Source organism: Phenylobacterium sp. FG114, assembly GCF_057809855.1.
Window position 1 is genome coordinate 60,134 of record NZ_JBMDKU010000018.1, and the last position, 26,652, is coordinate 86,785.

General features: G+C 69.9%; 27 protein-coding genes and 1 pseudogene. 8 read left to right on the forward strand and 20 right to left on the reverse strand.

Annotated elements, in window-relative coordinates; translation table 11 throughout:
* Entirely contained in the window at positions 1–1,557 is a 1,557-nt protein-coding gene (gcvPB, locus tag ACODSY_RS23485) for an aminomethyl-transferring glycine dehydrogenase subunit GcvPB (RefSeq protein WP_488954331.1), read from the forward strand.
* Positions 1,558–1,771: 214 nt separating this feature from the next.
* Positions 1,772–2,167: a PGPGW domain-containing protein gene (locus tag ACODSY_RS23490; RefSeq protein WP_488954332.1), complete on the forward strand. Its 396-nt coding sequence runs from the start codon at positions 1,772–1,774 to the stop codon at positions 2,165–2,167.
* Between the two features lie 307 nt (positions 2,168–2,474).
* On the opposite strand, the gene ACODSY_RS23495 is transcribed toward ACODSY_RS23490, so the two are convergent.
* The 10 genes from ACODSY_RS23495 to ACODSY_RS23540 all read right to left on the reverse strand — a co-directional run bounded on the left by ACODSY_RS23495 (position 2,475) and on the right by ACODSY_RS23540 (position 11,704).
* On the reverse strand, positions 2,475–2,966 hold the full coding sequence (locus ACODSY_RS23495; protein ID WP_488954333.1) for a F0F1 ATP synthase subunit B family protein: 492 nt from the start codon (positions 2,964–2,966) through the stop codon (positions 2,475–2,477).
* A 3-nt stretch (positions 2,967–2,969) separates the two neighbouring features.
* Positions 2,970–3,566, reverse strand: coding sequence for a F0F1 ATP synthase subunit B family protein (locus ACODSY_RS23500; protein WP_488954334.1), 597 nt, complete (start codon positions 3,564–3,566; stop codon positions 2,970–2,972).
* A gap of 22 nt (positions 3,567–3,588) precedes the next feature.
* Positions 3,589–3,813 carry a F0F1 ATP synthase subunit C gene (locus ACODSY_RS23505; RefSeq protein WP_293349240.1) on the reverse strand — a complete coding sequence of 75 codons (225 nt, stop codon included), beginning with the start codon at positions 3,811–3,813 and terminating at the stop codon, positions 3,589–3,591.
* 31 nt (positions 3,814–3,844) lie between these two features.
* Complete coding sequence (locus tag ACODSY_RS23510; protein ID WP_488954335.1) at positions 3,845–4,672, reverse strand: F0F1 ATP synthase subunit A; 828 nt, start codon at positions 4,670–4,672, stop codon at positions 3,845–3,847.
* A gap of 9 nt (positions 4,673–4,681) precedes the next feature.
* Positions 4,682–5,029 carry an AtpZ/AtpI family protein gene (locus tag ACODSY_RS23515; RefSeq protein ID WP_488954336.1) on the reverse strand — a complete coding sequence of 116 codons (348 nt, stop codon included), beginning with the start codon at positions 5,027–5,029 and terminating at the stop codon, positions 4,682–4,684.
* 169 nt (positions 5,030–5,198) lie between these two features.
* On the reverse strand, positions 5,199–8,642 hold the full coding sequence (locus ACODSY_RS23520; protein ID WP_488954337.1) for an AAA family ATPase: 3,444 nt from the start codon (positions 8,640–8,642) through the stop codon (positions 5,199–5,201).
* Positions 8,643–8,647: 5 nt separating this feature from the next.
* Positions 8,648–9,280, reverse strand: a complete 633-nt coding sequence (locus ACODSY_RS23525) for a DsbA family protein (RefSeq protein WP_488954338.1) — start codon at positions 9,278–9,280, stop codon at positions 8,648–8,650.
* A gap of 2 nt (positions 9,281–9,282) precedes the next feature.
* Positions 9,283–9,906, reverse strand: coding sequence for a DsbA family protein (locus ACODSY_RS23530; protein WP_488954339.1), 624 nt, complete (start codon positions 9,904–9,906; stop codon positions 9,283–9,285).
* A 116-nt stretch (positions 9,907–10,022) separates the two neighbouring features.
* Positions 10,023–10,565, reverse strand: a complete 543-nt coding sequence (locus ACODSY_RS23535; RefSeq protein ID WP_488954340.1) for a DUF721 domain-containing protein — start codon at positions 10,563–10,565, stop codon at positions 10,023–10,025.
* A gap of 5 nt (positions 10,566–10,570) precedes the next feature.
* Positions 10,571–11,704, reverse strand: a complete 1,134-nt coding sequence (locus ACODSY_RS23540; RefSeq protein ID WP_488954341.1) for an aromatic ring-hydroxylating oxygenase subunit alpha — start codon at positions 11,702–11,704, stop codon at positions 10,571–10,573.
* A gap of 98 nt (positions 11,705–11,802) precedes the next feature.
* Between ACODSY_RS23540 and mutY the strand changes: the two genes are divergently transcribed.
* Entirely contained in the window at positions 11,803–12,849 is a 1,047-nt protein-coding gene (gene mutY / locus ACODSY_RS23545; protein WP_488954342.1) for an A/G-specific adenine glycosylase, read from the forward strand.
* On the opposite strand, the gene ACODSY_RS23550 is transcribed toward mutY, so the two are convergent.
* The 7 genes from ACODSY_RS23550 to ACODSY_RS23580 form a co-directional block, all read right to left on the reverse strand.
* On the reverse strand, positions 12,846–14,006 hold the full coding sequence (locus ACODSY_RS23550; protein WP_488954343.1) for an MFS transporter: 1,161 nt from the start codon (positions 14,004–14,006) through the stop codon (positions 12,846–12,848). The genes mutY and ACODSY_RS23550 overlap by 4 nt on opposite strands.
* Before the next feature lie 92 nt (positions 14,007–14,098).
* Positions 14,099–15,178: a site-specific DNA-methyltransferase gene (locus tag ACODSY_RS23555; protein WP_488954344.1), complete on the reverse strand. Its 1,080-nt coding sequence runs from the start codon at positions 15,176–15,178 to the stop codon at positions 14,099–14,101.
* Between the two features lie 82 nt (positions 15,179–15,260).
* The gene (locus ACODSY_RS23560) at positions 15,261–17,516 is read right to left on the reverse strand and encodes an MHYT domain-containing protein (protein WP_488954345.1); all 2,256 of its coding nucleotides are present in this window, start codon (positions 17,514–17,516) and stop codon (positions 15,261–15,263) included.
* 107 nt (positions 17,517–17,623) lie between these two features.
* On the reverse strand, positions 17,624–18,682 hold the full coding sequence (locus ACODSY_RS23565) for a DUF2332 domain-containing protein (protein WP_488954346.1): 1,059 nt from the start codon (positions 18,680–18,682) through the stop codon (positions 17,624–17,626).
* Positions 18,683–18,737: 55 nt separating this feature from the next.
* A complete protein-coding gene (gene rnhB / locus ACODSY_RS23570; protein ID WP_488954347.1) occupies positions 18,738–19,400 on the reverse strand; it encodes a ribonuclease HII in 663 nt (220 codons plus the stop codon).
* Positions 19,400–19,699, reverse strand: a complete 300-nt coding sequence (locus ACODSY_RS23575; protein ID WP_488954348.1) for a hypothetical protein — start codon at positions 19,697–19,699, stop codon at positions 19,400–19,402. Before ACODSY_RS23575 ends, rnhB begins: the two co-directional genes overlap by 1 nt.
* Positions 19,696–20,286, reverse strand: coding sequence for a DNA-3-methyladenine glycosylase I (locus ACODSY_RS23580; protein WP_488954349.1), 591 nt, complete (start codon positions 20,284–20,286; stop codon positions 19,696–19,698). The genes ACODSY_RS23575 and ACODSY_RS23580 overlap by 4 nt, the downstream gene beginning before the upstream one ends.
* 52 nt (positions 20,287–20,338) lie before the next feature.
* On the opposite strand from ACODSY_RS23580, the gene ACODSY_RS23585 reads away from it, so the two are divergent.
* Complete coding sequence (locus ACODSY_RS23585; protein ID WP_488954350.1) at positions 20,339–21,220, forward strand: alpha/beta fold hydrolase; 882 nt, start codon at positions 20,339–20,341, stop codon at positions 21,218–21,220.
* Here the strand turns inward: ACODSY_RS23585 and ygfZ are convergent.
* The gene (gene ygfZ, locus ACODSY_RS23590) at positions 21,191–22,030 is read right to left on the reverse strand and encodes a CAF17-like 4Fe-4S cluster assembly/insertion protein YgfZ (protein ID WP_488954351.1); all 840 of its coding nucleotides are present in this window, start codon (positions 22,028–22,030) and stop codon (positions 21,191–21,193) included. The genes ACODSY_RS23585 and ygfZ overlap by 30 nt on opposite strands.
* 61 nt (positions 22,031–22,091) lie before the next feature.
* Here ygfZ and ACODSY_RS23595 point away from each other — a divergent pair, with 61 nt between their 5' ends.
* Positions 22,092–23,063 carry a glycosyltransferase family 9 protein gene (locus tag ACODSY_RS23595; protein WP_488954352.1) on the forward strand — a complete coding sequence of 324 codons (972 nt, stop codon included), beginning with the start codon at positions 22,092–22,094 and terminating at the stop codon, positions 23,061–23,063.
* Positions 23,056–24,396, forward strand: a complete 1,341-nt coding sequence (locus ACODSY_RS23600) for a dihydroorotase (RefSeq protein WP_488954353.1) — start codon at positions 23,056–23,058, stop codon at positions 24,394–24,396. Before ACODSY_RS23595 ends, ACODSY_RS23600 begins: the two co-directional genes overlap by 8 nt.
* Positions 24,397–24,399: 3 nt before the next feature.
* Here ACODSY_RS23600 and ACODSY_RS23605 read toward each other — a convergent pair whose 3' ends face one another.
* Complete coding sequence (locus ACODSY_RS23605) at positions 24,400–24,615, reverse strand: hypothetical protein (protein WP_488954354.1); 216 nt, start codon at positions 24,613–24,615, stop codon at positions 24,400–24,402.
* A 42-nt stretch (positions 24,616–24,657) separates the two neighbouring features.
* On the reverse strand, positions 24,658–26,016 hold the full coding sequence (locus ACODSY_RS23610; protein ID WP_488954355.1) for a serine hydrolase domain-containing protein: 1,359 nt from the start codon (positions 26,014–26,016) through the stop codon (positions 24,658–24,660).
* 95 nt (positions 26,017–26,111) lie between these two features.
* Between ACODSY_RS23610 and ACODSY_RS23615 the strand changes: the two genes are divergently transcribed.
* On the forward strand, positions 26,112–26,462 hold the full coding sequence (locus tag ACODSY_RS23615; RefSeq protein ID WP_488954356.1) for a YciI family protein: 351 nt from the start codon (positions 26,112–26,114) through the stop codon (positions 26,460–26,462).
* Positions 26,462–26,652, forward strand: a pseudogene (locus ACODSY_RS23620) (RNA polymerase sigma factor); the annotation flags it as partial. The gene ACODSY_RS23615 and the pseudogene ACODSY_RS23620, both read left to right, overlap by 1 nt.

The following is a 26,652-nucleotide window of genomic DNA, read 5'->3' on the forward strand; positions in this document are numbered from 1 at the left end:
ATGACCATGCAGAACGTTGGCCGTCCCACCCGTCCCGAAGGCTCGACCGAAAGCACGGGCTTCCAGTCGCTGACCGGCGGCCGCGGACTCCTCCAGGACGAGCCGCTGATCTTCGAGCTTGGCGGCTGGACCAAGACCGGCGTCGACCTGCCGGCCGTCTCCGACGACGCGGGCGACCTGGCCGGCCTGACCCGCGCCGAGCTGCCCTTGCCCGGCCTCTCCGAGCCCGAGGCCATGCGCCACTACGTGCGCCTCAGCCAGAAGAACCACGCCATCGACCTGGCGCTCTACCCGCTGGGCTCGTGCACGATGAAGCACAACCCGCGCCTGAACGAGAAGGCGGCCCGCATGGCCGGCTTCGCCGACCTGCATCCGCTGGCCCCGCAGTCGACGACCCAGGGCGCCCTGGCCCTGATGGACCGCCTGGCCCACTGGCTGAAGACCCTGACCGGCATGCCCGCCGTCGCGCTCTCGCCCAAGGCCGGCGCCCACGGCGAGCTCTGCGGCCTGCTCTGCATCAAGGCCGCCCACGAGGCCGCCGGCCAGGCCCACCGCCGCACCGTCCTCGTCCCCACCTCGGCCCACGGCACCAACCCGGCCACCGCCGCCTTCGTCGGCTACCAGGTCCAGGAAATCGCCCAGACCGAAGACGGACGCGTGGATTTGGCAGATCTAGAATCCAAACTCGGCCCAGATGTCGCCGCGATAATGGTCACCAACCCTAACACATGTGGCCTATTCGAGCGAGACGTTATTGCAATCGCCAAGCTCACACACGCCGCTGGCGCTTACTTCTACTGTGACGGCGCGAATTTCAACGCGATCGTCGGCCGCGTCCGCCCCGGAGATCTGGGCGTCGACGCCATGCACATCAATCTACACAAAACCTTCTCTACCCCCCACGGCGGCGGCGGTCCGGGTGCGGGCCCGGTGGTGCTCTCAGACGCCCTGGCGGCCTTCGCCCCAGCGCCCTGGGTCGTCAGCGGCCCCGACGGCCTCAAGCTGGTCGAGGAAGCCGTGGACGAGGCCGCCAGCGCCTTCGGCCGCATGAGCGCCTTCCACGGCCAGATGGGCATGTTCGTCCGCGCGTACGCCTACATGCGCAGCCACGGCTCGGACGGCTTGCGGCAGGTAGCCGAGGACGCCGTCCTCAACGCCAACTACATCAAGGCCCGCCTCTCCGACGTCATGAGCCCGGCCTTCCCGGACGGCCCCTGCATGCACGAGGCCCTGTTCGACGACGCCTGGCTCGATGGTACAGGCGTGACCACCCTCGATTTCGCCAAGGCGATGATCGACGAGGGTTTCCATCCCATGACCATGTACTTCCCGCTCGTGGTGCATGGCGCGATGCTGATCGAGCCGACCGAGACGGAGTCGAAGCGCGAACTGGACCGCTTCTGCGACGCGCTGCGCGCCTTGGCCGCAGCCGCGAAGGTGGGAGACGTCGATCGCTTCAAGGGCGCGCCGCACCTGGCCCCCATGCGGCGGCTGGACGAGACCCTTGCCGCACGCAAGCCGAAGCTGACTTGGAAGCCGGATCAGGCAACAAGCTAAACCATGGGATTTGCACGGAAAACTGTGCCGATCTGTGACAGTCCTGCACGAGGGTGTGGCGCCGGCGCCATGCCTGGGGGAATAGGGGCGCGTTAGCAAAATTTAACGGCACGGCGTCTTTACGATTCTCCGGTACGTACGCATATGAGGCTTGTGACGGCGGAACCTCCCCGCTTCGCCGCGCGCCCCCCAGGACTACCAAGTGACTTTCGCCATGCCCTCTTTGCGCGTCTATCGCGCCACGGACGATCTCGCGCGCGAGATTGCCGGCCGCATCAAGCGGTTCGGGCTGGTGCTGCTTGGCTTCGCCATCATCGTCGCGGGCATCGCCATCGCGCCCCTGCCGGGTCCCGGCGGGATCCCGGTGATCGTGGTCGGCCTGATGATCGTCCTGAAGAACTCCTTCAAGGCTCGCCGCCAGTTCGTCCGGCTGCATCGGGCGCATCCCAAGATGCTGTACCCGATCCGCCGCCTGCTGCGTCGCGACCCGGAGTTCGTGGCGCTGTTCTACCACCAGACGCTGCGGGTAGAGCGGATCCTCCTGCCGAAGCGGATTCGCTTCGCCAAGAGCCTGCGCCGCCGGTTCCGCCGCTCCACGGTCGCCGCCTAAGCCCCATCGTTCCAGGCTCACGCATGGACTTCTGGCGGTAGCTCGCGGCGGGCTGGCCGGCGTCTGCGCACGGCCTCGCAAGCGGGACGTCGCAGGGACGGCGGGATGTGTGGAGGCGGAGGTGCGCCCACGAACCCCACAATGCTCAAGGACAGGTCGGAAATCCGGCGCGTCTCCCCAGGCGGAGCGCCGCGAACTGTTCATGTGATTGTGGGGTTCGTGGACAGGTCACGGGCGCGCGGAGTTCCCCAACGCCGGGCGTCCGGACACGGGCCGCGCTACGCGAGCGCGGACCCGATCTCGTGGACTATTGCAGCTTCCCCGCCAGTTGGCCGATGGCCTTGTCGATCAGCGGGTCGCTCTTGGCGCCGGCCAGGCGGGCGACCAGCACCTGCTCAGCCATCTGCGCGGCCAGTTCGGCGGCCGCGGCGCGGACCTCGGCTTCGGCCTGAGCCTCGGCCTGGGCGATCTTGCGCTCGGCCATCTGGCCGCGGCGCTCCAGTTGTTCGGCGAGCTTCGTCTTGGCCTCGGACTGCAGGCGCGCGGCCTCGTCCTTGGCGTTGGCGAGGATCTCGGCGGCCAGCTTGTCGGCCGCCTCCTTCTGGGCGTTGACTTGGGCCAGCAGGGCCTGGGCCTCGCTGCGAAGCGCGTTGGCTTCGTCGAGCTGGGCCTGAACCTTGGCGCCCGCGTCGCCCAGCGCCTTCCAGGCGAACTTGTGGACCCCGGCCATCACCAGGATGCCAAGGAAGACCACGAAGGCGACGCCGACCCAGAAGTGGGCGTCGAGCAGCAGTTCCATCGGTTATCCCTTCGCCGCGGCGAGCTCAGCGGCCGTCGCGGTCTTGCCGGTCAGCTTCTGGACGATCGCCTGGGCGGTGTCGGCGGCGATGCCGGCGACGTTGCTCATGGCGGCCTCGCGAGCCTTGGCGATACGGGCCTCGGCCTCGGCGCCGGTGGCGGCCAGTTTGGCCTCCTCCTCGGCGAGGCGGGCGGCGATTTCGGCCTGGGCCTTGGCCCGGGCTTCGGCGCCGACCTTCTGCGCCGCGGCGCGGGCCTGGGCCGCTTCGGCGGCGGCCGCAGCGGCTTGCGCGTCGGCCTCGTCTTTCATGCGGCGCGCGTCGGCGATGTCGCCGGCGATCTTGCCTTCCCGGGCGTCGATGGTCCCGCCCACCTTCGGCACGGCGACCAAGCGCATGAACGCCAGCACCACGAAGAAGATGATCAGGAACCAGGCGATCTGGCCCGGCCACTGCGAGAAGTCGAACTGCGGAAGTCCGCCTTCGGCATGGTCGCCGGCCGGGGTAGCGCCTTCGTGCGCGCCCGTGGCGGCGGCCTCATGGCCCGGCGCGGCGGGCATGGAGCCCGCGGCGGCCGTATGGTCTTCAGTCTGCATCGCCATGGGGGCGCCTAGGCGTCCTCTCTTAGCCGAACAGGATGATCAGCGAGACGACGAACGAGAACAGGCCCATGGTTTCCGTCAGCGCCATGCCGAGGAACAGCATGGTCTGCTGGCTGGCGGCGGCCGACGGGTTGCGGATCGCGGCTTGCAGGTAGTTACCGAACAGGCTGCCCAGGCCAATACCGGCCCCGATCATGCCCGAGGTGGCGAGGCCAGCGCCGATCAGCTTCGCGGCTTCAGCTTCCATTTGAGTAGTCCCCTTGAAGGTAGGTGTTGGGTTAGTGGCCGTGACCGAAGTTCACGACCTCGTTGAGGTAGACCGTGGCCAGCGCGGTGAACACGAAGGCCTGCAGGAGCGCCACCACCAACTCGAGGCCGGTCAGGCCGACGATCATGGCGAAGGAAAGAGCGCTCGGGACGAACAGGAGCGTCGAGAGGCCGCCCGAGAGAGCCGCCAGGCCCAGCGCGACGACGAAGGCGCCGAACAGGCTCATCACGACGTGGCCGCCCAGCATGTTGCCGAACAGACGCATCGCCAGGGTCACCGGGCGCACGAAGTAGGAGATCATCTCGATCGGCACCATGAAGATCAGCAGCGGCAGCGGCATGCCGCTGGGCGCGAACAGGCCCAGGAACTTCGGGCCGTGCTTGATGAAGCCGAGGAAGAAGACGCTGAAGAAGGTGAGCACCGCGAGCGTCGCGGTGATCGCGAGCTGCGAGGTCACGGTGAACGTGAGGGTCAGGCCGCCCAGGTTGCCGATCGCCAGCAACACGCCCATCAGGTTCAGGACAAGGATGACCATGAACAGCGTGAACAGATACGGAATGTAGGGCTTGCCCTCGTGCCCGATGATCGGGGTCACCAGAACCTTGTCGACGATGTTGTAGAGGCTTTCGGCCAGCGCCTGGCCGCGGTTCGGCACGAGCTGGCCCTTTGCGGTCAGGGCGAAGAACACCATGAGGATCAGCGCGCCGGCGATCATGCTGGCCACCGAGTTGGTGATCGACATGTCCACGGTCAGGCCGCCGAGTTGGAAAACCGGACCGTCCCAGATCTTGTGGATCAGGAACTGGTGCATCGGTTCGATGGCAGGTTGTTCCGCCATTAGCGTCCTCTAGCCCTCATCCTCGTCGGCCTCGGCGGGCGTGCGCCCGGCGTTCGCCGTCGTCGCTTCTCTTGTCGCCTTCGCCGCGGATCGCACCGCGACAAAGATGGAAACTCCCGAACCCACCAGCAGTCCGATGATCAGACCGAGCGGCGCCGGAGTGATGAAGCGATCCGCAAGCCAGCCCAAGCCGGCTCCCATCAGCACCCCACCCACCACTTCACCGAGGAAGCGGTAACCCTGCGCCATGGCCCGGTGAGCGTCTCCGCTCTCGCGTCGGGCCTGCGCCGCCTCCGCCGCAGCGAGCCGTTGGTCGAGGCTTGGCGCCTCGGCGTTCGGCTCGTGATCCGGGCGCATGCGTGGAATGGCCTTACGACCGCCACGTCGCCGCCACGGCGGGGGCTTCAGGTCGCGCGGAACCTATAGATGGGTGTGCAGTGCGTCAAGGCTAGTCAGCCCGCCCGTAGCGCGCTGTTTTATTTAGTGTTTTTCGGAGCCGCGACAGCTTGACCAAGTGGACGCTACGTCACTGGGCCGCCATGGCCTCGGCTTGCCGCAGGTCCACGGAGACCAGTTGCGACACGCCCCGCTCGGCCATGGTCACTCCGAACAGCCGATCGGTCCGCGCCATGGTGACCGGGTTGTGGGTGATGACGATGAAGCGGGTCTCGGTGCGCCGGCACATTTCGTCGACCATGTTGCAGAAGCGGTCGACGTTGGCGTCGTCGAGGGGGGCGTCCACCTCGTCCAGCACGCAGATCGGCGCCGGTTGGGCCAGGAACACCGCGAAGATCAGCGCCGAGGCCGTCAGGGCCTGCTCGCCCCCGCTCATCAGGCTCATGGTCGCCAGGCGCTTTCCGGGCGGGCAGGCGAAGATCTCGAGGCCCGCTTCCAGCGGGTCGTCCGATTCGACCAGGCGCAGCTCGGCCTGGCCGCCATTGAACAGGGCGGAGAACAGAGTCTTGAAATGCTCGTTGATGACGCCGAACGCCGCCGTCAACCGCTCGCGGCCCTCGTGGTTGAGCTCGTCGATGCCCTGGCGCAGCCGCGCGATCGCCCCAGTGAGGTCGGCGCGCTCGACATTCATGGTCTCGAGCCGGGCCGCGAGTTCCTGAGCCTCTTCCTCGGCCCGCAGGTTCACCGGGCCGATTCCCTCGCGCTGGCGCTCCAGGTTGAAGAGGTGAGCCTCCATGCCATCGGCGTCGGCGGGAATCGCCACCGCCTCGTCCGCCAGCTTGCGGCCCAGCTCCTCGGGCTCCATCCGGGCGGCCTCGCGGATGTTCTCCGCCACCTCCTTCAGGCGCTCGACGGCGGCTTCGGAGTGGGCCGAGAGACTGGCGCGCAGCTCACGGGCTTCCGACGCGGCGGCCTCGGTGGCGCGAAGGCCCCGGTCGGCCTCGGTCCGCTCGTGCTCGGCGGCGGCCAGGGCGTCCGAGGTCTTGGCCCGCCGCGCTTCCGCCGCGCCCAGTTCATCCAGCAATGCGGATTTGCGGGCCTCCAGGGTCGACGGCGCGTCCTGAGCGGCCATCAGGGCGGCGTGGGCCTTGGCGCGCGCCTCGTCCAGTTGCGCCACCCGCTTGCCGGCCGCGCCCGAGCGGCGGACCCAGTCGTCGTGCTCGCGGGTCAGGGTCTCGAGGCGCCGCGCGCGTCCGTCACGCTCGCGGATCTCCATTTCGTAGGCCGAGCGGGCCTGAGCGGCGGCCTCGCGGGCGGGGCCGGCCGCTGCGCGGGCGGCGGCCAAGGCCTCAGCGACGCCGGTCGCCTCGCCTTCCCCGCCTGCCTCGGCCATCACGGCGGCGAGCTGGGCCTCGTGTTCGGCGTACTCCGCCTCGAACCGGCCGATCAGGTCGTCCAGGGACGCAGCGCGGGCCTCCTTCAGCGCCGCCTCGCGTTCGAAGCGCTCCAGCGCCGCGCGCGCCTGGCTCGCCCTCTGCTCCAGCGCCGGGGGCTCGCGCCGGGCCAGCCGCAGCGCCTCATCGGCGGCGCGCACGCGGTTCATCGCCGCCGTGGCGGCTTCCCGCGCCGCCGTCGCCTTCGGCTCGAGCTTCTCGATCTCGGCCTCGACCTCCGCCAGCCGGGTCTTCTGCTCCAGGCGCACCGCCGCCGGCTTCGGGGCCTCGGCCTTCGCGGTGAAGCCGTCCCAGCGCCAGAGGTCACCCTCGCGGGACACCAACCGGCCACCGGGGACGAGCTGCTTCTGCAGGCGGTCGCCGTCGGCGCGGTCGACTAGGGCGACGTAGGCGAGGCGAGCCGCGAGGACCGCCGGAACCTTCACCAGCGGGCCCAGCGGCGTGGCGCCGTCGGGCCAGCCCGGAGCCGGCGCCTCGCGGCCGCCCCAGTATGCGGGAGCGGCGGGATCGAGCGAGGCGTCGAGGTCGTCCCCGAACGCCGCCGCCAGGGCCTTCTCATAGCCGCGATCGGGCGCGACCGAATCCAGGGCGGGAGCGAAGCCGCCGCGTTTGGCCTGGGCGACCAGCGCCGCCAGGGCGCGCGCCTCGGCGGTGTAGCGGCCGAGCTGCTCCTCCAGCTTGCGCGCCGCGTCGCGCGCGATCCCCTCGGCCTCGTTGGCCTTGGCGCGCTCGTCCTCTGCCGTCTCCAGCGCGGCGCGCGCGGCGGACAAGGCGGCCTCGGCGGCTTCCAGCGCAGCCCTCGCCTCGGCCGCCTGCGGGTTGAGGATCGGTCCCAGCGCCTGACGTTCCTGCTTGGCCTGGTCCAGCGCCCGGCGGGTGCGGGCGACCCGGCCCTGGGCTTCTTCGACGCGGGCGCGGGCGGCGCGGCGCTGCGCCTCCTGGGCCGCCAGTTCCCCGGCCAGCCGTTCGACCTCGGCGTCGGCCGCCGCGCGCGCGACCTCGGCGGCGCGGGCGGCTTCTTCCAGCTCGGGCCCCCGTTCGGGCGCGGCGGCGATCTGGCCCTGCAGCGCCTCGAGATCCTGGGCCAGGCGCTTCAGAGCCACCTCGGCGTCCTCGGTGATGTGCGCCTCCCGGGCGCGGTCGGCGTCGATCCGCTCCAGGTCGCCGGTCAGGCGGGCCAGCTCGGCGGCGTGCGCCTCCTCCTCGCGTTCCAGCCGGTCCTTGTCGATGGCCAGCTTGTGCAGGACGGCCGCGGCGATGGTCTCGGCCTCCCGCAGGGGCTTCAGCGCCGCCTCGGCCTCGGCCGCACGGGTCGTGGCCGCCGCCGCCGAGCGCGCGGTCTCTTCCACCGCCCGGATCGCCGCCTGCGCCTCGGCGACCAGCCGGCCAGCCGTCGCCTGCGCCTGGCTCCACTTGGCGTAGAGCACGGCGCCCTGCAGCGCGCGGATCTCGGCCGACAGGCGCTTGTAACGTTCGGCCTGGCGCGCCTCGCGCTTCAGCCTGTTGAGGCTGGCCTCGAGTTCCTGAGCCACGTCGTCCAGGCGGGTCAGGTTGGTCTCGGCCGCCTTCAGCCGCAGCTCGGCCTCGTGCCGCCGCGAATGGAGGCCCGAGACCCCCGCCGCCTCTTCCAGGATCAGCCGCCGGTTCTGCGGCTTGGCCGCGATCAGTTCCGAGATCTGCCCCTGGCGCACCAGCGCCGGCGAGCTCGCGCCGGTGGAGGCGTCGGCGAACAGCAGCTGGACGTCGCGGGCGCGCACCTCGCGGCCGTTGATCCGGTAGGTAGAGCCCGCCCCGCGATCGATCCGCCGGACCACCTCGATCACCGGGTGATCGTTGAACGCCGGCGGCGCACGGCGTTCGGAATTGTCGATCGTGAGCGCGACCTCGGCGTGATTGCGGCCGGGCCGGTTGGCGGCGCCGGCGAAGATCACGTCGTCCATTCCGCCGGCCCGCATAGCCTTGGCGGAATTGGCGCCCATCACCCAGCGCAGGGCCTCCAGCAGGTTCGACTTCCCGCAGCCGTTCGGCCCGACGATGCCCGTGAGTCCTGGCTCGATCCGGAACTCGGTCGGATCGACGAAGGACTTGAAGCCCGCGAGCCTGAGCCGCTGGAAGTGCACCGCTGCTAGCGCCTCCCGCTCGGCTTGGCCGCCTTCGCGATGGCGGCGTCCAGGTCGGCCAGGGTCGGCACTTCCTGGTTGGAGAGCTGCACGCCGTTGACGAAGAACGTCGGCGTGCCGGTCACCTTGTCGGTCCCCGTGGCGTATTCCAGGCGGCCCTGCAGGGCTTCCTGGGCCTTCTCGTCGGTGATGCAGGCCTCGAACTGGGCCTCGGTCAGGCCATTGTTCTTGGCGATCTCGACGAAGATCGGCTTGATGTTCCCCTGCTGCCAGCGGGCCTGGCTGGCAAAGACCTCATCGACGATCTTGAAGTAGCTGGCGGGGTCGCCCTTGCAGCGGGCCATCATGAATCCCGCCGCGGCCACCTGGGCGGGCGCCGTCAACAGCTCGCGCAGCGTGAAGTGGACGCGGCCGGTGTCGATGTACTTGACCTTGAACGCCGGGAAGACGTCGCGGTGGAAATGCGCGCAGTGCGGGCAGGTCAGCGACAGGTACTCGACCACATGGATCGGAGCCTTGGGATTGCCCAGGCTCATGTCGCCCGCCGCCGGCTTGTACTGCGCCCAGGCCGGCGCAGCCGCGCCGGCCGCAACGGCGGCGGCTGCTGCGATGGCTGCGCGGCGGGTCAGGACGCCCATGGCTACTTGCCGACTCCGGCGATCGCGGCGTCGAGCTCCTGGAGGGTCAGTTCACCCTCCTTCAGCTTCTTACCGTTGATGAAGAAGGTCGGGGTCGAGGTGATGTTCCGGTCCTTCTGGGCCTTCTCGATGCGCTTGTTCAGCGCCGTCGCGGCAGCCTCGTCCTGGACGCACTTGTTGAACTGTTCCTCGGTCATCCCCGCCGATTGAGCCACCTTCAGCAAGGTGCCGCGCGCGTCGCCGGTCCGGTACATCTCTTCCTGGCTGTGGAAGAGGGCGTCGATCACGCTGAAGTACTTGTCCTTGCCGGCGCAGCGGGCGACGAGCACGCCGGCGGCGGCCACCGCTTCAGGCGGCGTCAGGAACTCGTGGTAGACCCACTTCACCTTGCCGGTGTCGATGTACTTGGCCTTGACCTGCGGCATGACCTCCAGCGCGAACCGGCCACAGTGGCTGCAGGTGGTGGAAGCGTATTCCTCGATGGTGATGGGCGCGTCGGCCTTGCCCATGGTCATGGCTTCGGTCGTGTCGGGCCCGCCGCCACCGGCCTTGGTGCAGCTCGCGAGCGCCAGCGCCGCGCCCGCGGCGGCGGCGACCATCAGGAGACGGCGGCTGAGGATCGACATCGAAGACCTTCCGGAGGTTCTGAACAAAGGATTAAAGCGCGATTCCCGCGCGGCCCAAGCAACCCTCTCGTGAGAGGCGCTGGCGGACATGCCGATGAGACCGCGGCGGATATGTGTCAACCTTGGCCGTTGCGCTTCAGCACGCCGCGGCCCAGGGCCATGAGCGCGTCCTTCAGCTTTCCGTCGGGCGCCTCGGCCAGTCCCGCCGCAAGCCTGGCCTCTGCTGCGGCGTCCAGAGGGGCGGCGCGGCGGCGGGGCGGGGCGGCTTCGGGCTTGTGCTGCAGCGGCCCCTGCACGATCCGCAGCTTCTGGACCGCCTCGGGCCCCAGGAACAGGTTCACCCGCGCCAGGATCTCGTGCGCCTGGTGCTGGATGATCGCCGCGGACGGGCCCGCCACGCGGATCTCCAGCGAGGACGGCCCGCCGTTGCGGCCCTTGACCAGCTTCACCGGCTCGGTTCGCCGCGCGATCTCCGGCCCGACCACCTCACGCCAGCGGGCAGTCAGCGCGCCCGCGCCCTGGCCGAAGCGGCCGTCCATCTCGCGAAGGAACGCGCGCAGCGCCCGCCCGGCCGGCGGCGCGGGCTTGTGCGGCGGCCGCGTGCGCTTCGTCGCCAGGATGCGTAGCGCCTCGTCGCGTGTGGGAAGCTGGCGGGCCATGTCTCCTAGCCTAGCGCGCCCAGACGCTCGAGCCACCACTGATTGAGCTGCCAGATCGAGCGTTCCAGCGGCGACAACCTGCCCTGGACGGTCATGGGCGCGTTGAGGCCCCGCCAAACCAGGTCGTTAGCCGCGATGTCCTCTTGGTGGACGTGGGCGGTGAACTGCTCCGAAGCCTCCGCGATCCCCTCGAAGCCCTCGATCTCCAGGGCCGTGCGGGGCACGCACACGTGGATCTTCAGCGTGAAACGGCCGGCGGCCTCGGGGAGCACTTGGTACCAAGCCATGCCGCTCCCATGCAGGGCGAACATGAAGTGCGGGAAGGCCACCGCCGCGAACAGGGCCCCCGCCTGCCACGGCTCCAGCCCCTGGACGAGGCCTTCGTGCGGCCCGTCCGGATCGGCCGCCGGCATGTGCAGGATCGACCAGGGCCCGCCGTTGTCCGGAACCTTGGAGTCACGGGCGTGGAAGACAGGCTCGAACGTGTGGGCGTGGATCCCGATGTGGTGGTAGGCCTCCATGAAGTTCTCGACGAGAACCTTCCAGTTCCAGCCGCTTTCGTACGTCAGCGTCCGGACCACAACCATGTCGGCCATGGCGTAGTTGGCGAAATAGCACCGGAGGCCTTCGGCCTGTCGGCCGAAAGTCTCCGCGTCCGGGTCGAAGTTGGCCAGGATGAAGCCTTCCCAGACCTCCGTGCGGATCTGCGGCAGGCGGCAAGCTCCGGGCTCGAAGCCCTCCGCGCCCTCCATCAGCGGCGCGGCCACCAACTGGCCCGCCGTGTCGTAGCCCCAGGCGTGGTAGGGGCAGGTGAACAATTTCCTCCGGCCGGCGCCTTCCGCCAGCGGCGCGGCGCGGTGCAGGCAGACGTTCGACATCACCCGGAACTGTCCATCGGTCCCGTGCACCACGAGCAGGGGCTGGCCCAGGACGTCCAGCGCCTGAAAGTCGCCGGGTTCCGGGAGCTGATCGACGCGGGCGAGTGGAAGCCAGCTGCGCCGGAAGATTCTATCGACCTCGAGGTCATGGATCTCCGGGAGCACATAGGCCGCCGGCGGCAGGGTCCAGGCCTGATCCAGCGGGAGGGCCACCCGTTCCAGCTCCGCCGCCGAGATTCCTGGAAGCCCGTTCAACGCCATGTCGCGCCCCTAGCCTGGCCATCTTCCCAACTCTACCGTTCGTTCCGTCGCGTTGGGCAACCCTTCGCGAGCGGCCGCGCGAGTGGTAGGCGAGGCCCGTGGCTCCCGACACGCTCCGCACCCAACTCCTCGCCTGGTACGACGCCGGCGCCCGCGACCTGCCGTGGCGGGTGCGCCCGGCCGACCATGCCGCCGGCGTGCGGGCCGATCCCTACCGGGTCTGGCTGTCCGAGGTGATGCTGCAGCAGACCACCGTGCCGCACGCCACGCCCTACTTCCTGAAGTTTACCGCTCGCTGGCCAACGGTCGTCGACCTGGCCGACGAGGCGGACGGAGAGGTCATGGCCGCCTGGGCCGGCCTCGGCTACTACGCCCGCGCCCGCAACCTGCTGGCCTGCGCCCGGGCCGTGGCGGGTGACCATGGCGGCGTCTTTCCAGACACCGAGGAAGGCCTGCGCGGCCTGCCCGGCCTCGGCCCCTATACGGCCGCCGCGGTCGGAGCGATCGCGTTCGACCTGCCCACCAACGTCGTCGACGGCAACGTCGAGCGCGTGATGGCCCGCCTCTTCGCGGTGGAGCAACCGCTTCCCGACGCCAAGCCGGAGCTGAAGCGCCTGGCCGCAACCCTGGTCCGGGACGATCGGCCGGGCGACTGGGCGCAGGCGCTGATGGACCTGGGCGCCACGACCTGCCGGCCCAAGGCGCCGCTCTGCGACCGATGCCCGATCGCCGAACACTGCGCGGGCCTCGCCACCGGCACGCCTGAGACCTATCCCCGCAAGATCGCCAAGGCCGAGCGGCCGCACCGCCACGGGGTGGCTTACGTCCTCACGCGTGGCGACCAGGTGGCGCTGGTGCGCCGCCCGCCCAAGGGCCTGCTCGGCGGGATGCTGGCGTTGCCCACCAGCGAGTGGCGCGCGGCGCGCTGGGACGACGACGAGGCCGCCCGCGCCGCGCCGACGGCCGCCGACTGGCGCAGCGTCGGCGAGGTGGAGCACGGCTTCACCCACTTCACGCTGACGCTCCGTCTGCTCCGCGCCGAGGGCGGCGCGGACGGCGTCATCTGGAGCCCGCGCCGCGATCTCGACGCCCTGCCCAGCGTCTTCCTGAAGGCCGCCCGGGCGGGGCTGATGAACCTGCTCTAGACGGCCGCCTTCGGCGCGCGTGGGAACACGAACGCGAGGGTGATCAGCGCCACCACCGAGGCCAAAAGCGCCGTGGCCGGGATCGCGGGCACGCCGAAGCTCGCCAGGGCGGCTCCCCCCATCGTCGCGCCCAACGCTTGGCCCATTGCGAACACCGAGCCATTCAGCGCCAGGGCCACCGGTGCGCCGTGGGTCATCTGGATCAGCCGCGACTGGGTCACCGGCGAGATCGAGAACAGCGCCGTCGCGGCCAGGAACACCGCCGCCAGCACCAGTCCGTCGATGGCATAGCCGTGCGGCAGCAGGTGGTGCGTCGCCGACAGGTGCAGTGTCATGGCCACCGCCTGCAGCCCGATGCATTGCAGCACCCACGCCTTGCCCGCGCCCCGGTCGGCCGCGCGCCCGCCCAGCCACAGGCCCATGGCCGCGCCGAAGCCGATCATCGACTGGAACACCGCGACGCCCGCACCGGTAATGCCCGTGCCCACCCGCACGATCGGCGCAATGTAGAGGTTCAGCGTCATGTTGGCGGCGAAGGTCAGAAAGCTGGTGAGGTACAGCGGCCAGATTCCCCGCAGGTCGAGCTTGCCGCCTTCGCGCTTGGGCGGCGCAGGCACGCTGGGCAGGAAGATCGCCACCGCGACCAGAGCCACGGCCGCCAGCACCGCGGCGACCACGAACGTCGCCCGCCAGCCGAACATCGCGCCCGCGACACTGCCGATCGGGATGCCGATGACAAACGCCAGCGTCATGCCGCCCGACACCATCGCCAACGCCGAGCCGCGCCGCTCGGGCGGAACCAGCGAAGCGGCGGCCACGCTGGCCGCCGGCCCGGACATGGCCCCGGCCACGCCGGCCAGGGCGCGCACCACCAGCAGGGTCTCGAAGTTGGGCGCGACGGCGCAGGCCAGGTGCAGCACCAGGCCGATCACCAGGCCCAGGATGACCACGAACCGCCGGTCCAGCCGCCCCAGGCCCCAGGCCACCACCGGCCCCAGCGCAGCCGAGGTCAGCACATAGGCCGTCTGAAGCTGGCCCGCGACGGCGGTGGAGACGCCAAGGTCGGCAGCCATCGTCTCCAGCATGCCGGCGAAGATGAACGCCGCCGAACCAAAGGCGAAGGTGCACAGCGTCAGGACATAGATGCGCGGATTCACCGCCGACGCCCGCCCATCACGCATCCCCCGTCAAACACCTGTTTGGATCAGGTTGGCCGAAGAACCGGTACGGGGCTAGGGGGTAAGTGCGCCTAGGCTGGCATCTGCGCGCGGACCTTCGCCCGCAGCACGTCGATCGGGGCCAGGCCCTTGTCGGTCTTGAAGTGCCAGTAGGTCCAGCCGTTGCAAGCCGGCGCCGACTGCACCATCGCGCCCACCTTGTGGATCGAGCCGGCCAGCTCGCCCACCACCAGGCTGCCGTCGGCGCGCACCCTCGCCGCGTTCTTGCCGCGCGGGCAGTAGAGCACGTCGCCCGCCCGCAGCAGCCCCGCCTCGACCAGGCTGCCGAACGGAACGCGCGGCTCGGCGCGCTTGGATCCGGTGACCGCCATCTCGTCGGCTGTCGCGGGAATCACCTTGGCGATCCGCTGCTCGGCGATCCTCGCGTAACCTTCCTCGCGCTCGATGCCGATGAACTTGCGGCCCAGCCGGCGCGCCACCGCGCCCGTGGTGCCGGTGCCGAAGAACGGGTCCAGGATGATGTCGCCCGGCTTGGTCGACGACATGATCACCCGGTGCAGCAGCGCCTCCGGCTTCTGGGTCGGGTGGGCCTTGGTTCCCGTCTCGTCCTTCAGCCGCTCCTCGCCGGTGCACAGCGGCAGCGTCCAGTCCGAGCGCATCTGCAGCTCGTCGTTCGCCATCTTCATGGCGTCGTAGTTGAAGGTATACCGCCGGCCGCCCCGGGCCTTGGACGCCCAGATCAGCGTCTCGTGGGCGTTGGTGAAGCGCGTACCCTTGAAGTTCGGCATCGGGTTCGACTTGCGCCAGACGATGTCGTTCAGGATCCAGAACCCGAGATCCTGCAGCGTCGCGCCGACGCGGAAGATGTTGTGGTAGCTGCCGATCACCCAGAGGGCGCCGTCGTCCTTGAGCACCCGCCGGCATTCGCGCAGCCAAGCCTTGGTGAAGGTGTCGTAGGCCTCGAAGCTCTCGAACTGGTCCCACTCGTCGTCGACGGCGTCGACCTTCGAGTTGTCCGGCCGCAGCAGGTCGCCCCCAAGCTGCAGGTTGTAGGGCGGATCGGCGAACACCAGGTCGACCGACCTGTCGGGGAGCTTCTTCAGCTCCTCCAGGCAATCGCCCTGCAGAATGGCGTCAACCGGCAGCCCCATGGCCCAACCTCACGAAACAGAAGGCTGAATCCTCAGGCCGACATGGTGAACAGGCCGTCAACGCCGGCCGTCAAACGCAAACTTAGGCAGCCATCGTGGCGTTGACGTGCGGCTCGAGGGCGCCCAGCAGCTGCGGCACCGAGACCGGCTTGTTCAGGTGGCCGTCGGCGCCGGCCGCCTTGCCGGCGTCTACGTGCTCCTGCAGGCCGTTGGCCGAGACGATCAGGATCGGCATCCGCTGGCGGCCGGTCTCGGCCTCCCAGGCGCGGATCAGGCGCGTCGCCTCGAAGCCGTCCATAACCGGCATCTGAATGTCCATCAGTATGGCGTCGAAGCCGCCGGTCTTGGCGGCGTCCACCGCCTCGGCGCCGTTCACCACCTCGGCATGCTTGATCTCGGCCGAATCCAGGATCAGGCCCAGGACCTGGCGATTGATGTCGTTGTCGTCGACCACGAGCACGCGGAAGGCGCTCTCCGCACGGTCTTCGGTCGCCAAGGCCACCGGCGCCACGTCGTCGGCCAGCATCGGCAGGTCCAGGGTGAAGCTGAAGGTCGAGCCTTGGCCAGGCGTGCTGGCGCAGTCCAGCACCCCGCCCATGAGGCCGACATAGTCGCGGCAGATGGCCAGCCCCAGACCCGCCCCGCCGTGACGGCGCGTCGAGCTGCCGTCGGCCTGACGGAAGGCGCCCAGCAGATCGGCCTTGGTCGCTTCGTCGAAGCCCACCCCGGTGTCGCGCACCTGGAACGTCACCTTGTCGCCGTCGCGCGCCAGCCGGATCACCGCCTGGCCGGCATCGGTGAATTTCACCGCATTGCTGATGAGGTTGCCCAGGATCTGCTGCAGCCGCATGCCGTCGCAGTTCACCCGCCCGCCGGCGCCGCACGCCACCTCGAGCCAGATGCCAAGGCCCTTCTGTTCGGCCTGCGGCGCGTAGAGCGCCACCACCGACTGCGCCAGTTCGCTCAGCGACGTGGGTTCGGGGCGCAGTTCGGCCATCCCGGCCTCCGCGCGCGCCACGTCCAGCAGGTCGCTCAGCAGCGAATTCAGCATTCCGCCGGACGCCTTGATCACGCCGACCAGCTCCTGCTGCTTGGCCGACAGGCCGCTGGCCACCAGGACGTCGGCGATGCCCAGCACCCCGTTCAGCGGCGTGCGGATCTCATGGCTCATGTTGGCCAGGAACTGGCTCTTCGCGCGGTTGGCGGCCTCGGCCGCATCGCGCGCTTCAGCCAGCACGCGGGCCGACTCGCGCTGCTCGGTCACGTCGCTCATCTTGGAGACGCCGCCGCCGTCCTGGGTCGAGAACGACTGGTGGCGGATCCAGCGGCCGTCGGGCAGCTTCAGCTCCAGGCCCGAGGCGCGACCCTTCTGGAAATAGTTGGCCAGCGGCGCGTCCCCGCCGAACTCGGCCTGCACCTCCCACCCCGCGGCGAACACCTTCGTCGCGATGTCTTCGCGGCGCATGCCTTCGACCATCTCGATACCGGCGGCCGACATCAGCTCGCCGTAGGCCTTGTTCCAGGAAAGGATCCGACCGTCCGGGTCGTAGAAGGCCAGGCCCGACGTCACCGCGTCCAGCGCGTCCCGCAGCCCCGCCAGGGTCGAACGGCGGCCCAGCGCCTGCATCCAGATCAGGCCGGACGTCGCCGAGAGGATCAGCGCGACCAGGATCACCGTGGCGAACGCAAGGGTGTCGCGACCGGCGAGCTGCGCCGGCAACGCCAGCGTCGGGTCGGGCGCCAGGCGCACGGCCGTCATGGCGGTGAAGTGAAGGCCAACGATCGCCAGCACCAGGGCGCCGGCCGGCGCCATGACCGCCCAGCGGCGGCTGGCGCGCGAACGCACATAGAAGGCGGCGCCCGCGCCGAGCACGCCGACCACGATGGCGGCGATCACATAGGCCGGGTCCCATTCGATCCGCGCCTGCGCGCGCATGGCTCCGATCCCCATGAAGTGCATGGCGGCGACCGCGAAGCCCGCCAGGCCTCCGCCCGCCACCGCGGTCGCGCGGTTGTCGCGATAGACCGGCACGGCGAAACCCACGCCCATGCCGACGACGGCGGTCAGCCAGGACGCGGCAGTCGTCCAGGGTTCGTATCCCATGGGCACGTGCGGCTCGTAGGCGAGCATGGCGATGAAGTGCGTCGCCCACACGGCCGAGCCCGCGACGACGCCGGTCAGTCCGGACCAGGCCCAGCGCATCGCCGAACCGGCCGCCTGCAGGCTGCGCAGATGGAAACCGAACGCGGCGGCGCAGCCGGAGGCGCACACCAGCGCGGCAAGGACGACCAGGCGAAGGTCGTGGTCTGTGGTTATGCAGGAAAGGACCGAAAACATGACGCTCGCACTTGGGGAGGATCCCAGCAGTAGAGCAGGTACGTTAATAATGGCTGGCCACACGCGCGCTCAGCGTGCAACCGTGACAGCTTACAATCCTTCGTAATCTAAGCGATCCACCGGATCCAGGCGCCGTGTGGATGCGCCTCGGCCAGTTTCCGTTCCCGTCCGCCCGGCCAAAGGGTGAGCCTCACCTCGATCAGCGCCATGTTGTCGTGCGCCGGTTCGAAGCGGAGCCAGGCGAAGGGCGCCGCGGCGCCAGCCTCCGCGCCGATCCCCGCGATCGCCTCGGCCAGACCGTTCTGGGTCGTCTCCGGCAGGTACTGCCAGAACACCGAGTGGTAGAGCACGGTCGCGGTTCCGGCCTTCGGCGCCACCTTGGCCCGGGTCCAGTCCAGGGCATCGGCGGCGTCCACGGAGACGCCGCTGGCCAAGGCCAGGTCGATGGCGTGGCGGCTGCGCTCCAGACGCTCGAACTGGTCGGGCCACACGCAGGCCAGCAGACGCCGGCGCTGCACAGGGTCGCGCAGGTCGGTCGGCCTCCGGTCGCACGCGCCCCGCTCGACGACCTCGGCGGGCGGCAGCGGCGGCGAGCCGCCTTCCCAGGCCCCGTCGATCCGAACCGGCGAAGCCGGATCGCCCCATCGGGTCGGTCCCATCTCGAAGCGGAACCGCTCCCAGAACTGATTCAAGCCCGCACTGGCGCCGATCTCGAAGCAGCGCAGCGGCAGGCCGGTCTCCGCCGCGACCGTCAGGAAGCCGCCCAGCAGGCCGCCAGCCCGGCGCACTTCGTTGGTCTGGGGTTCGTGATCCAGGAAGGCCGAGAGCATGGCGAAGTGCGGCGTGATCGCGGCCCGCGCCGCCGCCCAGGCCGCATCGAGGTCGATCGCAGCCCCCGGCCGGGGCCAGGCCGCGGTCAGGGCCGCGTCCTCGCCGCCCATGGCCAGGTGGTTGAAGGTGTTCACGATACGGATCGGAACGGCGTCGTCGAACATCGCCTTCAGGCCCGTCCCGTCCCACCGCGCGAACAGTTCCCGCGTCGGCCCGCCCGCCTCCAGGTCGGCGGCGATCCGCTGCAGAAGCCCCGCGTTGAACGGCGAGCCGAACTGCTCGCACGCACGAGCCTGTATGTGGCAGGCCCTGACCAGATCTGGATTGACGCTCATGCCGCCAATCCGCAGGGACGGGTGGCTGGGGTCAATCTTGATTCAATTGATCAATTCACTCGAACGGCAGTTCGTCCTGCAAGTCGCCCTCGAGCCGCGGATCCCGTCCCGAGAGCACCAGCTTCACGGGACGCCAGGCGCGGCGATGGATCTCGCACGGCCCCAGGCTGACCAGCGCCTCGATGTGGATCGGGGCGTTGTACCCCTTGTGACTGGCGAAGCCGTATCCGGGATAGACCGCGTCCATCTCCATCATCAGCCGGTCTCGCGCCACCTTGGCCAGGATGGACGCGGCGGCGATCGACTTGGACTTGCCGTCGCCGCCCACCACCGTCTTCACCTCGCAGGGCAGCTTGAAGCGGTAGTTGCCGTCGACGAGCGCGAAGGTGGGCTGCACCGCCAACGCCTCGATGGCGCGGCACATGGCCAAGCCGGTGGCATGCAGGATGTTCAGCTCGAAGATCTCCTCGACGCTGGCCATGCCCACGCCCCAGGCCACGGCCTTGTCCTTGATCTCCAGCTCCAGCGCCTCGCGGGCCTTGGCGGTCAGCTTCTTGGAGTCGTCGAGCCCCTTCGGGACCTTGCGGGGATTGTCCGACAGGATCACCGCCGCCGCCGAGACAGGCCCGGCCCACGGCCCACGGCCGGCCTCGTCCACCCCGCAGACGGGACCGCCCACGAAGGCCTTTTCCAGCAGGAGCGTCGGGCCCTTCGCCATCAGACGCGCCCGTCCTGGAAGTGGGTCACTCGACGCCCGGTCGGCGAAATCTCCACCATCACGGGCAGTCCATCCAGGCAGCCGGAGTCACATGCCGGGTCCTCGAAGTAAACCGTCGTGGCGGTCTCGGATCGTTTGACGACCGGTCGACGTCCCTCCAGCGACACGTCGCGGCGAGCGGCTTCCCGCCGGTCGATCGCAATCGCCTCGGAATCGGCGAGCCTCGCATCAACCGCGCCGTACATATGCTCGCAGCCGGCGAGTGCGATCGATATCGCCAGGATCGCCGCCGCCCTCATCGCGCCAGCGTCTTCACCTGGTCGTGGCGGAAGCAGCAGGTGAAGTGGTCGTTGACCATTCCCACGGCCTGCATCCAGGCGTAGACGATCACCGGGCCCACGAACTTGAAGCCCCGGGCCTTCAGCGCCTTCGACACCTCCTCGGCCAGGTCCGTCTTCGCCGGCACATCGCCGAACGCGTTCCACCGGTTCTGGATCGGCTTGCCGTCCACGAAGCCCCAGCAGAACTCCGAGAAGTCCTCGCCGCGCGCCTGCATCTGCAGATAGATCTTCGCGCTCTCGATGGCGGCGTCGATCTTGGCGTTGGAGCGCACGATGCCGGCGTCGGCCATCAACCGCGCCCGGTCCGCGTCGCCATAGCGCGCGACCTTCACCGGATCGAAATTGTCGAACGCCGCGCGGAAGGCCTCGCGCTTGCGGAGGATGGTGATCCACGCCAGCCCGGCCTGGAACCCATCCAGGACGAGCTTCTCCCAAAGCGCGCGGGAATCGTATTCCGGCACGCCCCATTCGGTGTCGTGATAGGCCTCGTACAGCGGGTCGCCGGCCATGCCGCGCCATTCGCAACGAGTCAGGACTTCGGTCATCGGCCGCACTCTCAGCGCAGCCGGGGGCCGGAAACAAGAGGCGAACCTTTCGATGGCGTTCGAAGGCTTCCAGTTGTCGCAGGTCGAAACCGGTGAGGTCAGCCTCCGCGTCCGCCGCGGCGGCTCGGGCCCGCCGGTGCTGCTGCTGCACGGCTATCCCGAGACTCACATGATGTGGGCCCACGTCGCCGAGGGGCTTGCGCGGGATTTCACCGTCGTCTGCTTCGACCTGCGGGGCTACGGCGGCTCGACGTTGCCCGCGGCGTCGGAGGACCATGAGACCTCGTCCAAGCGGGCGATGGCCCGGGATGCGATGGCCGTAATGCGCCATTTCGGGTTCGATCGGTTCGACGTCGCCGGCCACGACCGCGGCGGCCGCGTGGCCTACCGGCTGGCGCTGGACCGTCCCCAGGCCGTCCGCCGCCTGTCGATCCTCGACATCATCCCGACCGGCGAGGTCTGGGCGCGCGCCGACCGCCGCTTCGCCCTGGGCTACTGGCACTGGCCGTTCCTGGCACAGCGCTATCCGCTGCCCGAGCGGCTGATCGGCGCCGATCCGGAAGCGTTCTTCTTCGCGCTCCAGTATCCCGGAGCGGGAGCGATGTTCGCGCCCGAGGCCTATGCCGACTACGCCGCCGCCGTCCGCAATCCCTCGGTCGTCCACGCCATGTGTGAAGACTACCGTGCGGGCGCCGGGTTCGATCGCAAGCTCGATGAAGAGGACAAGGCCGCCGGCCGCAGGATCGCCTGCCCCGTCCAGATCCTGTGGGGCGGCAAGGGCGCGCTCGCCGCCTGGTACGACACCCTGGCGATCTGGCGCGAATGGGCCGACGACGTGCGCGGCCAGTCCCTCGACTGCGGCCACTTCATCCCGGAGGAGAAACCCGCCGAGACGCTGGAGCTGCTACGCGGGTTCTTCTTGGACGGCCGGTGACATCCATTCCGGAACCTCGACCCGCGCGGGGCGCCCATCCACCGTCAGGGGCGCGCCCAGCGCCCGGTCCAGGCGCACCAGGGCGATCGCCCGGCCCTCGGCGCCCGACAGCACCTCGCCGGCGCGCAGATCCCCATTCAGCACCTCTGCGCCCTTCACCGGAGCCGGGCCCTCGAACACGATGGGCAGCATCCGGTTCTTGATCGTCCCGCGCCGCTTCATGCGTGACGTCGTCTCCTGGCCGACGAAGCAGCCCTTCTTGAAATCGATGCCGTTCAGGAGGTCGAAGTTGGCTTCGATCGGATAGGTCTTGTCCGCACCCCAGTCGGCCGGACCCGGCACGCCCAGGCGCAGCTTCTGGGCTTCCCGGTCGGCCTCGGTCGCGGCGACCGCCTCCGACGGCGCCGAAACCCCATAACCCCGCCAGCCCAGCGCCGGCAGCCGGCCATCGCGCGCCCAGCCCGCGCCGGGCGCGGCGATCTCGCCCTCGCCGTACAGGACGCTCACCGGCGTCTCGTCCGCCGCGATTTCCACCTTCGTCCGCAGCCGGTACATGAGGAGCCGTTGCAGCAGCGCGTCGCGGTGCTCAGCCTCGACGTCCAGCCAGGCGCCCTCGCCGTTCGTCACCACGAACAGGTCGTAGAGGAGCCGGCCCTGGGGCGTCAGCAGCGCCCCGAACCGCGCTTCGCCCTCCGCGAGCGTCTCGACGTCCTGGGTGATCAGCCCCTGCAGGAAGCTGCGCCAGTCCGGGCCGCTCAGGGCGATGAGGGAGCGGCTTGGCAAGTGCGCGAAGGTCACGGTCGACGACATCCCGACAATTTGGGGCGGCTCGGTGTGGAGCGCCAGCCTCCGGGCGCCTATAGGAATGGCGATGACGGCCTCCTTCCCGATCCTCTTCATCACCGCCACGCGGATCGGCGACGCCGTGCTCTCGTCGGGCCTGGTCAAGCGGCTGGCCGACGAGATCCCGAACGCCCGTTTCACGATCGTCGCGGGCCCCGACGCCGCGCCCCTGTTCGTCAACGTGCCCGGTCTGGCCCGCGTCATCGTCCTCGAGAAGTCGAAGAGCGGCGGCCACTGGCTTGAGCTGTGGCAAAAGGTGCGCCACACGAAGTGGGGCCTGATCGTCGACCTGCGCGGCTCGGGCATCTCGCGCTTCCTGTCCACCAAGCGCCGCGCCATCCATCGCAAGAGCACAGAGCCGACCCACAAGGTGCTGGAGGCCGCCCGCGTCCTGAAGATCGAGGACGAGCCCGCCCCGCCGCACATCTTCACCAACCCCGACGTCGAGGCCTATGCTGACGAGCTGACCCGCGGCTCGGGCCCGATCCTGGCCCTGGCGCCGGCGGCCAACTGGGTCGGCAAGACCTGGCCGGTGGAACGGTTCAGCCAGGTGGCGATGAAGCTGCTGCGCGGCTACGGCCCCATGGCGGGCGGCCGGCTGATGGTCCTGGGCGGTCCGGGCGACGAGAAGCTGGCCCGTGGGCTGCGGGACGTGGCGGGCAAGAGCTTCATCGACCTGATCGGCAAGGCCGACCTGCTGACCGCCTACGCTTGCCTCAAGCGCTCGCGCCTCTTCATCGGCAACGACTCGGGCGCCATGCACCTGGCCGCGGCCTCGGGCTGCCCCACCATCGGCCTCTTCGGCCCTTCGGACGAGCGCCTCTACGCGCCCTGGGGCGAGCACACTCGCGTGGTGCGCGGCCCTCGCAGCTACGAACAGATCCGGGCCGTCGACCCCGGATTCGGCCAGGCGCTGTGCCATATGATGGACCTGCCGGTCGAAACCGTCGTATCGGCCGCCAAGGACCTCCTCAAAGCCACGGAACCCACCCATGCCTGAGACCTACGACCTGATCGTGCGTGGCGGCGAGGTGGTGAACCATGCGGGTCGCGGCTTCACCGACATCGGCGTCAAGGACGGCAAGTTCGCCGCCATCGGCGACCTTTCCCAGGCCTCGGCGGGTGAAGTCTTCGACGCCACCGGCCTGACGGTCATGCCGGGCGTGATCGACACCCAGGTGCACTTCCGCGAGCCGGGCCTGGAGTGGAAGGAAGACCTGGAGACCGGCTCGCAGTGCGCGGTCCTGGGCGGGGTGGTCGCCGTGTTCGAGATGCCGAACACCGAGCCCACAACCACCGATCCCGACGCCCTGGCCGACAAGCTGAAGCGCGCGCGTCACCGCATGCACTGCGATCACGCCTTCTACGTCGGCGGCACGCACGAAAACGCGACCTTCCTGGGCGAGCTGGAACGCCTGCCCGGTTGCTGCGGGATCAAGGTGTTCATGGGCGCCTCGACCGGCACCCTGCTGGTGGCCGACGACGAGGGCGTCGAGCTGGTCCTGCGCCACATCAACCGGCGGGCCGCCTTCCACTCCGAAGACGAATACCGCCTGGCCGAGCGCCGCCCGCTGGCCCGCACCGGCGACTGGACCAGCCACCCCGAGGTGCGCGACGCCCAGTCGGCGATCCAGTCCACCGAGCGGCTGGTGCGCCTGGCCCGCAAGACTGGCAAGCGCATCCACGTCCTGCACGTGACCACCAGGGAGGAGATCGCCTTTCTGGCCGGCTGCAAGGACGTCGCTTCAGTCGAGGTCACGCCGCAGCACCTCACCCTGGAAGGCCCCGAGGCCTACGAGCGCCTGAAGGGCTTCGCCCAGATGAACCCGCCGATCCGCGACGCCACGCACCGCGCCGGTCTCTGGCTGGGCGTGGCGAATGGCATCGCCGACGTCCTGGGCTCGGACCACGCGCCGCACACCCGCGAGGAAAAGGCCCGCCCCTACCCCGCCTCGCCCTCGGGGATGCCGGGCGTGCAGACCCTGCTGCCGGTCATGCTGACGCATGTGGCCGACGGTCGGCTCAGCCTTGAGCGCCTGGTCGACCTCACCAGCCATGGTGCGCAGCGCATCTTCGGCATGGCGGACAAGGGCCGCCTGGCCGTCGGCTACGACGCCGACCTGACGATCGTCGACCTCAAGGCGCGGCGCACCATCACCCACGACCAGATGGCCACCCGTTCCGGCTGGACGCCCTTCGACGGCTTCGAGGCCAAGGGCTGGCCCAAGGCCACGATCATCCGCGGCCGCGTGGTGATGCGCGACGACGAGATCGTGGCCCCCAGCCTGGGCGAAGGCGTGCGGTTCCTGGAAACCCTGCCCGCCGACGCCTGACCGCTACTTCTTCGCCGCGGCCGGCACGGCCTCGGTGTTGGGCGCGCCGCACTTGGCGAAGGCCTTGGTGGTCTTGTCGCGGCAGCGGGCCGGGGCGGCCGCGGCGGGCGGGCACTTCACGAACTTGCCCTTGGCGTCCTTGCACGGCGCGGCCTGGACCGTCCCGGCGAGGCCGGTGGCGAAGGCCAGGGTGGCGAACAGAGTCAGGGATCTGCGCATGGGAATCTCCTTGAGTTTCGGATCCCCATCCGGAGTCACAAGCTAGTCCAGCGCGGCCAGGACGTCGCGGGCGAACTTCGCCTCGTCGAATCGGGGCCCTCCCGCCGCGTCGAAGCCGCGCCGCACGATGACGACATTGCGGGACGGCACGATGAAGACGAACTGCCCCCGGTTGCCGTTCATCACGTAGGTCCCATCCGGCAGGCCCTGCTTGGCGCCGTACAGCCAGAAGAACGCGCCATAGCCGGTGTCCCGGTCGGGCTGGGCGGGCGCGGGCGTCGCCACGAACTTGGACCAGCCCTCGGGCAGCAGCCGCTCGCCGCTCCATACCCCGTCGTTCTGGTAGAGAAGCCCCAGCCGCGCCAGGTCGCGCGCCGTCGTCCAGACCTGGCTCGAGAGGATGTAGTTCCCCTGCCAGTCGGTCTCCGGCGTGGTGTGCCGCATCCCGATCTTCCACAGCACTTCGCTGAACGGGAACTCCAGCGCGGCCTTCCCGTCGCCCAGGCTGGCGCGGACACTGCGCGCGGCCAGCAATGTGTCGTTGTTGGCGTAGTTGAATCGGCTGCCCGGCGCGGCCTCCAGCGGCATGCGCGTGGCCCACTCGGTCACCGCGCCACCGCCCACATAGACCTCGTCCGTTCGGTTGCCCGGTCCGTCGGTCCACAGGCCGGAGCCCATGTGCATGAGCTGCGCCAGGGTGATCTTCGCGCGTGGGTCGCCCGGCGCCTTCCACTCGGGGATGTTGGCCGGCGCGCTCACCTCGACCTTTCCCAGCTTGACCGCCCGGCCCACCACCGTCGCCGTCAGGCTCTTGGCCGCGGACCAGGTCCGCTGCGGCGTATGCATCGTCCAGCCCGGACGGTACTGCTCGCCGACGATCTTGCCGTCGCGCACCACCAGCACCGCCGTGGTCGCGCCGCCATAGGCCACCTTGTCGAACGCCTTCTCCAGCACCGGCGCCAGCTTCGCCGGTCCCGGCGCAGTCGCGCCATCGTCCCCGTCGGGCCAGGCCGCCTTCGCCGCGGGCGGCTGGATCGCCAACCGCGGCAGCTTCGCGACACCGCCGGCGTCCGCCCCGATCGGCAGTTGCGCGCAGCCCAAACCCGGCCTCCACGCCGCGATCCGCGGCGGCAGCCTGTCGTCGAACGGCACGCTCACCGTCTTCGCCGTGCGGTCGACGGTGGCCGGGAGGCTCCGCACGAGCACCTGGTAGTCGGGATAGATGCCCTCCAGGTCGTCGGCCGCCACCTGTGCCTCGGTCTGGCCGGCGTTGAACACGCCGCTGCACAGGAAGGCCGCCTTGTAGCCCGCCGCCAGCGCCCTGGTGTGGGGATCGTCCGCCCCCTTGGCGCCGCCCACGATCAGCCCGGCCAGCGCGACGCCAAACAAAATCGACCGCATGTCGCAAACCCCTGTCGAATCCGGCGAACGCCGCCCGTCTCCCGGATGACGCACGCTTCCGCGTCGCGCAATCTCAACCCAAGGAGAGATCCCCGATGCAATACATGATCCTGATCTACGAGCCCGAGGACGCCTACGCCGGCGAGGCCGGCCAAGCGGCGCTGAAGGACATCGTGGCCAAGCACATGGCGCTGGCCGGCGAGCTCCGGGCCAAGGGGGTACAGAAGGACGGCGCCGGCCTGCAGGATAGCTCGACGGCCACCACCATCATCACCCAAGGCGGTCAGCAGACCATCCACGACGGCCCGTTCGCCGAGACCCGCGAACACCTTGGCGGCTACTACCTGATCGAGGTGCCAGACCTCGACGCGGCCCTCGCCGTCGCCAAGCGCGTCCCGGTCATCGACGGCGGCAAGGTCGAGGTGCGCCCGTTGATCGTCCACTGATGCAGCGCTTCGGCGAGGCGATCGCGGCGGCCCGCCCACGCGTGGTGGCTGCGCTCGCCAGTCGCCTGCGCGACCTGGACCTGGCCGAGGACGCCTTCGCCGACGCCTCGGCCGCGGCCCTGGTCGCCTGGTCCAACCAGGCGCCGCGCGACCCGGCCGCCTGGCTGTGGCGCGCGGCGCTGCGGCGCGC

Coding starts and splice junctions, on each gene's coding strand:
- gcvPB (WP_488954331.1), top strand. CDS start 1: ATGACCATGCAGAACGTTGGCCGTCCCACCCGTCCCGAAGGCTCGACC.
- ACODSY_RS23490 (WP_488954332.1), top strand. CDS start 1,772: ATGCCCTCTTTGCGCGTCTATCGCGCCACGGACGATCTCGCGCGCGAG.
- ACODSY_RS23495 (WP_488954333.1), bottom strand. CDS start 2,966: ATGGAACTGCTGCTCGACGCCCACTTCTGGGTCGGCGTCGCCTTCGTG.
- ACODSY_RS23500 (WP_488954334.1), bottom strand. CDS start 3,566: ATGGCGATGCAGACTGAAGACCATACGGCCGCCGCGGGCTCCATGCCC.
- ACODSY_RS23505 (WP_293349240.1), bottom strand. CDS start 3,813: ATGGAAGCTGAAGCCGCGAAGCTGATCGGCGCTGGCCTCGCCACCTCG.
- ACODSY_RS23510 (WP_488954335.1), bottom strand. CDS start 4,672: ATGGCGGAACAACCTGCCATCGAACCGATGCACCAGTTCCTGATCCAC.
- ACODSY_RS23515 (WP_488954336.1), bottom strand. CDS start 5,029: ATGCGCCCGGATCACGAGCCGAACGCCGAGGCGCCAAGCCTCGACCAA.
- ACODSY_RS23525 (WP_488954338.1), bottom strand. CDS start 9,280: ATGGGCGTCCTGACCCGCCGCGCAGCCATCGCAGCAGCCGCCGCCGTT.
- ACODSY_RS23530 (WP_488954339.1), bottom strand. CDS start 9,906: ATGTCGATCCTCAGCCGCCGTCTCCTGATGGTCGCCGCCGCCGCGGGC.
- ACODSY_RS23535 (WP_488954340.1), bottom strand. CDS start 10,565: ATGGCCCGCCAGCTTCCCACACGCGACGAGGCGCTACGCATCCTGGCG.
- ACODSY_RS23540 (WP_488954341.1), bottom strand. CDS start 11,704: ATGGCGTTGAACGGGCTTCCAGGAATCTCGGCGGCGGAGCTGGAACGG.
- ACODSY_RS23555 (WP_488954344.1), bottom strand. CDS start 15,178: ATGGGGCTGCCGGTTGACGCCATTCTGCAGGGCGATTGCCTGGAGGAG.
- ACODSY_RS23560 (WP_488954345.1), bottom strand. CDS start 17,516: ATGTTTTCGGTCCTTTCCTGCATAACCACAGACCACGACCTTCGCCTG.
- ACODSY_RS23565 (WP_488954346.1), bottom strand. CDS start 18,682: ATGAGCGTCAATCCAGATCTGGTCAGGGCCTGCCACATACAGGCTCGT.
- rnhB (WP_488954347.1), bottom strand. CDS start 19,400: ATGGCGAAGGGCCCGACGCTCCTGCTGGAAAAGGCCTTCGTGGGCGGT.
- ACODSY_RS23575 (WP_488954348.1), bottom strand. CDS start 19,699: ATGAGGGCGGCGGCGATCCTGGCGATATCGATCGCACTCGCCGGCTGC.
- ACODSY_RS23580 (WP_488954349.1), bottom strand. CDS start 20,286: ATGACCGAAGTCCTGACTCGTTGCGAATGGCGCGGCATGGCCGGCGAC.
- ACODSY_RS23585 (WP_488954350.1), top strand. CDS start 20,339: ATGGCGTTCGAAGGCTTCCAGTTGTCGCAGGTCGAAACCGGTGAGGTC.
- ygfZ (WP_488954351.1), bottom strand. CDS start 22,030: ATGTCGTCGACCGTGACCTTCGCGCACTTGCCAAGCCGCTCCCTCATC.
- ACODSY_RS23595 (WP_488954352.1), top strand. CDS start 22,092: ATGACGGCCTCCTTCCCGATCCTCTTCATCACCGCCACGCGGATCGGC.
- ACODSY_RS23600 (WP_488954353.1), top strand. CDS start 23,056: ATGCCTGAGACCTACGACCTGATCGTGCGTGGCGGCGAGGTGGTGAAC.
- ACODSY_RS23605 (WP_488954354.1), bottom strand. CDS start 24,615: ATGCGCAGATCCCTGACTCTGTTCGCCACCCTGGCCTTCGCCACCGGC.
- ACODSY_RS23610 (WP_488954355.1), bottom strand. CDS start 26,016: ATGCGGTCGATTTTGTTTGGCGTCGCGCTGGCCGGGCTGATCGTGGGC.
- ACODSY_RS23615 (WP_488954356.1), top strand. CDS start 26,112: ATGCAATACATGATCCTGATCTACGAGCCCGAGGACGCCTACGCCGGC.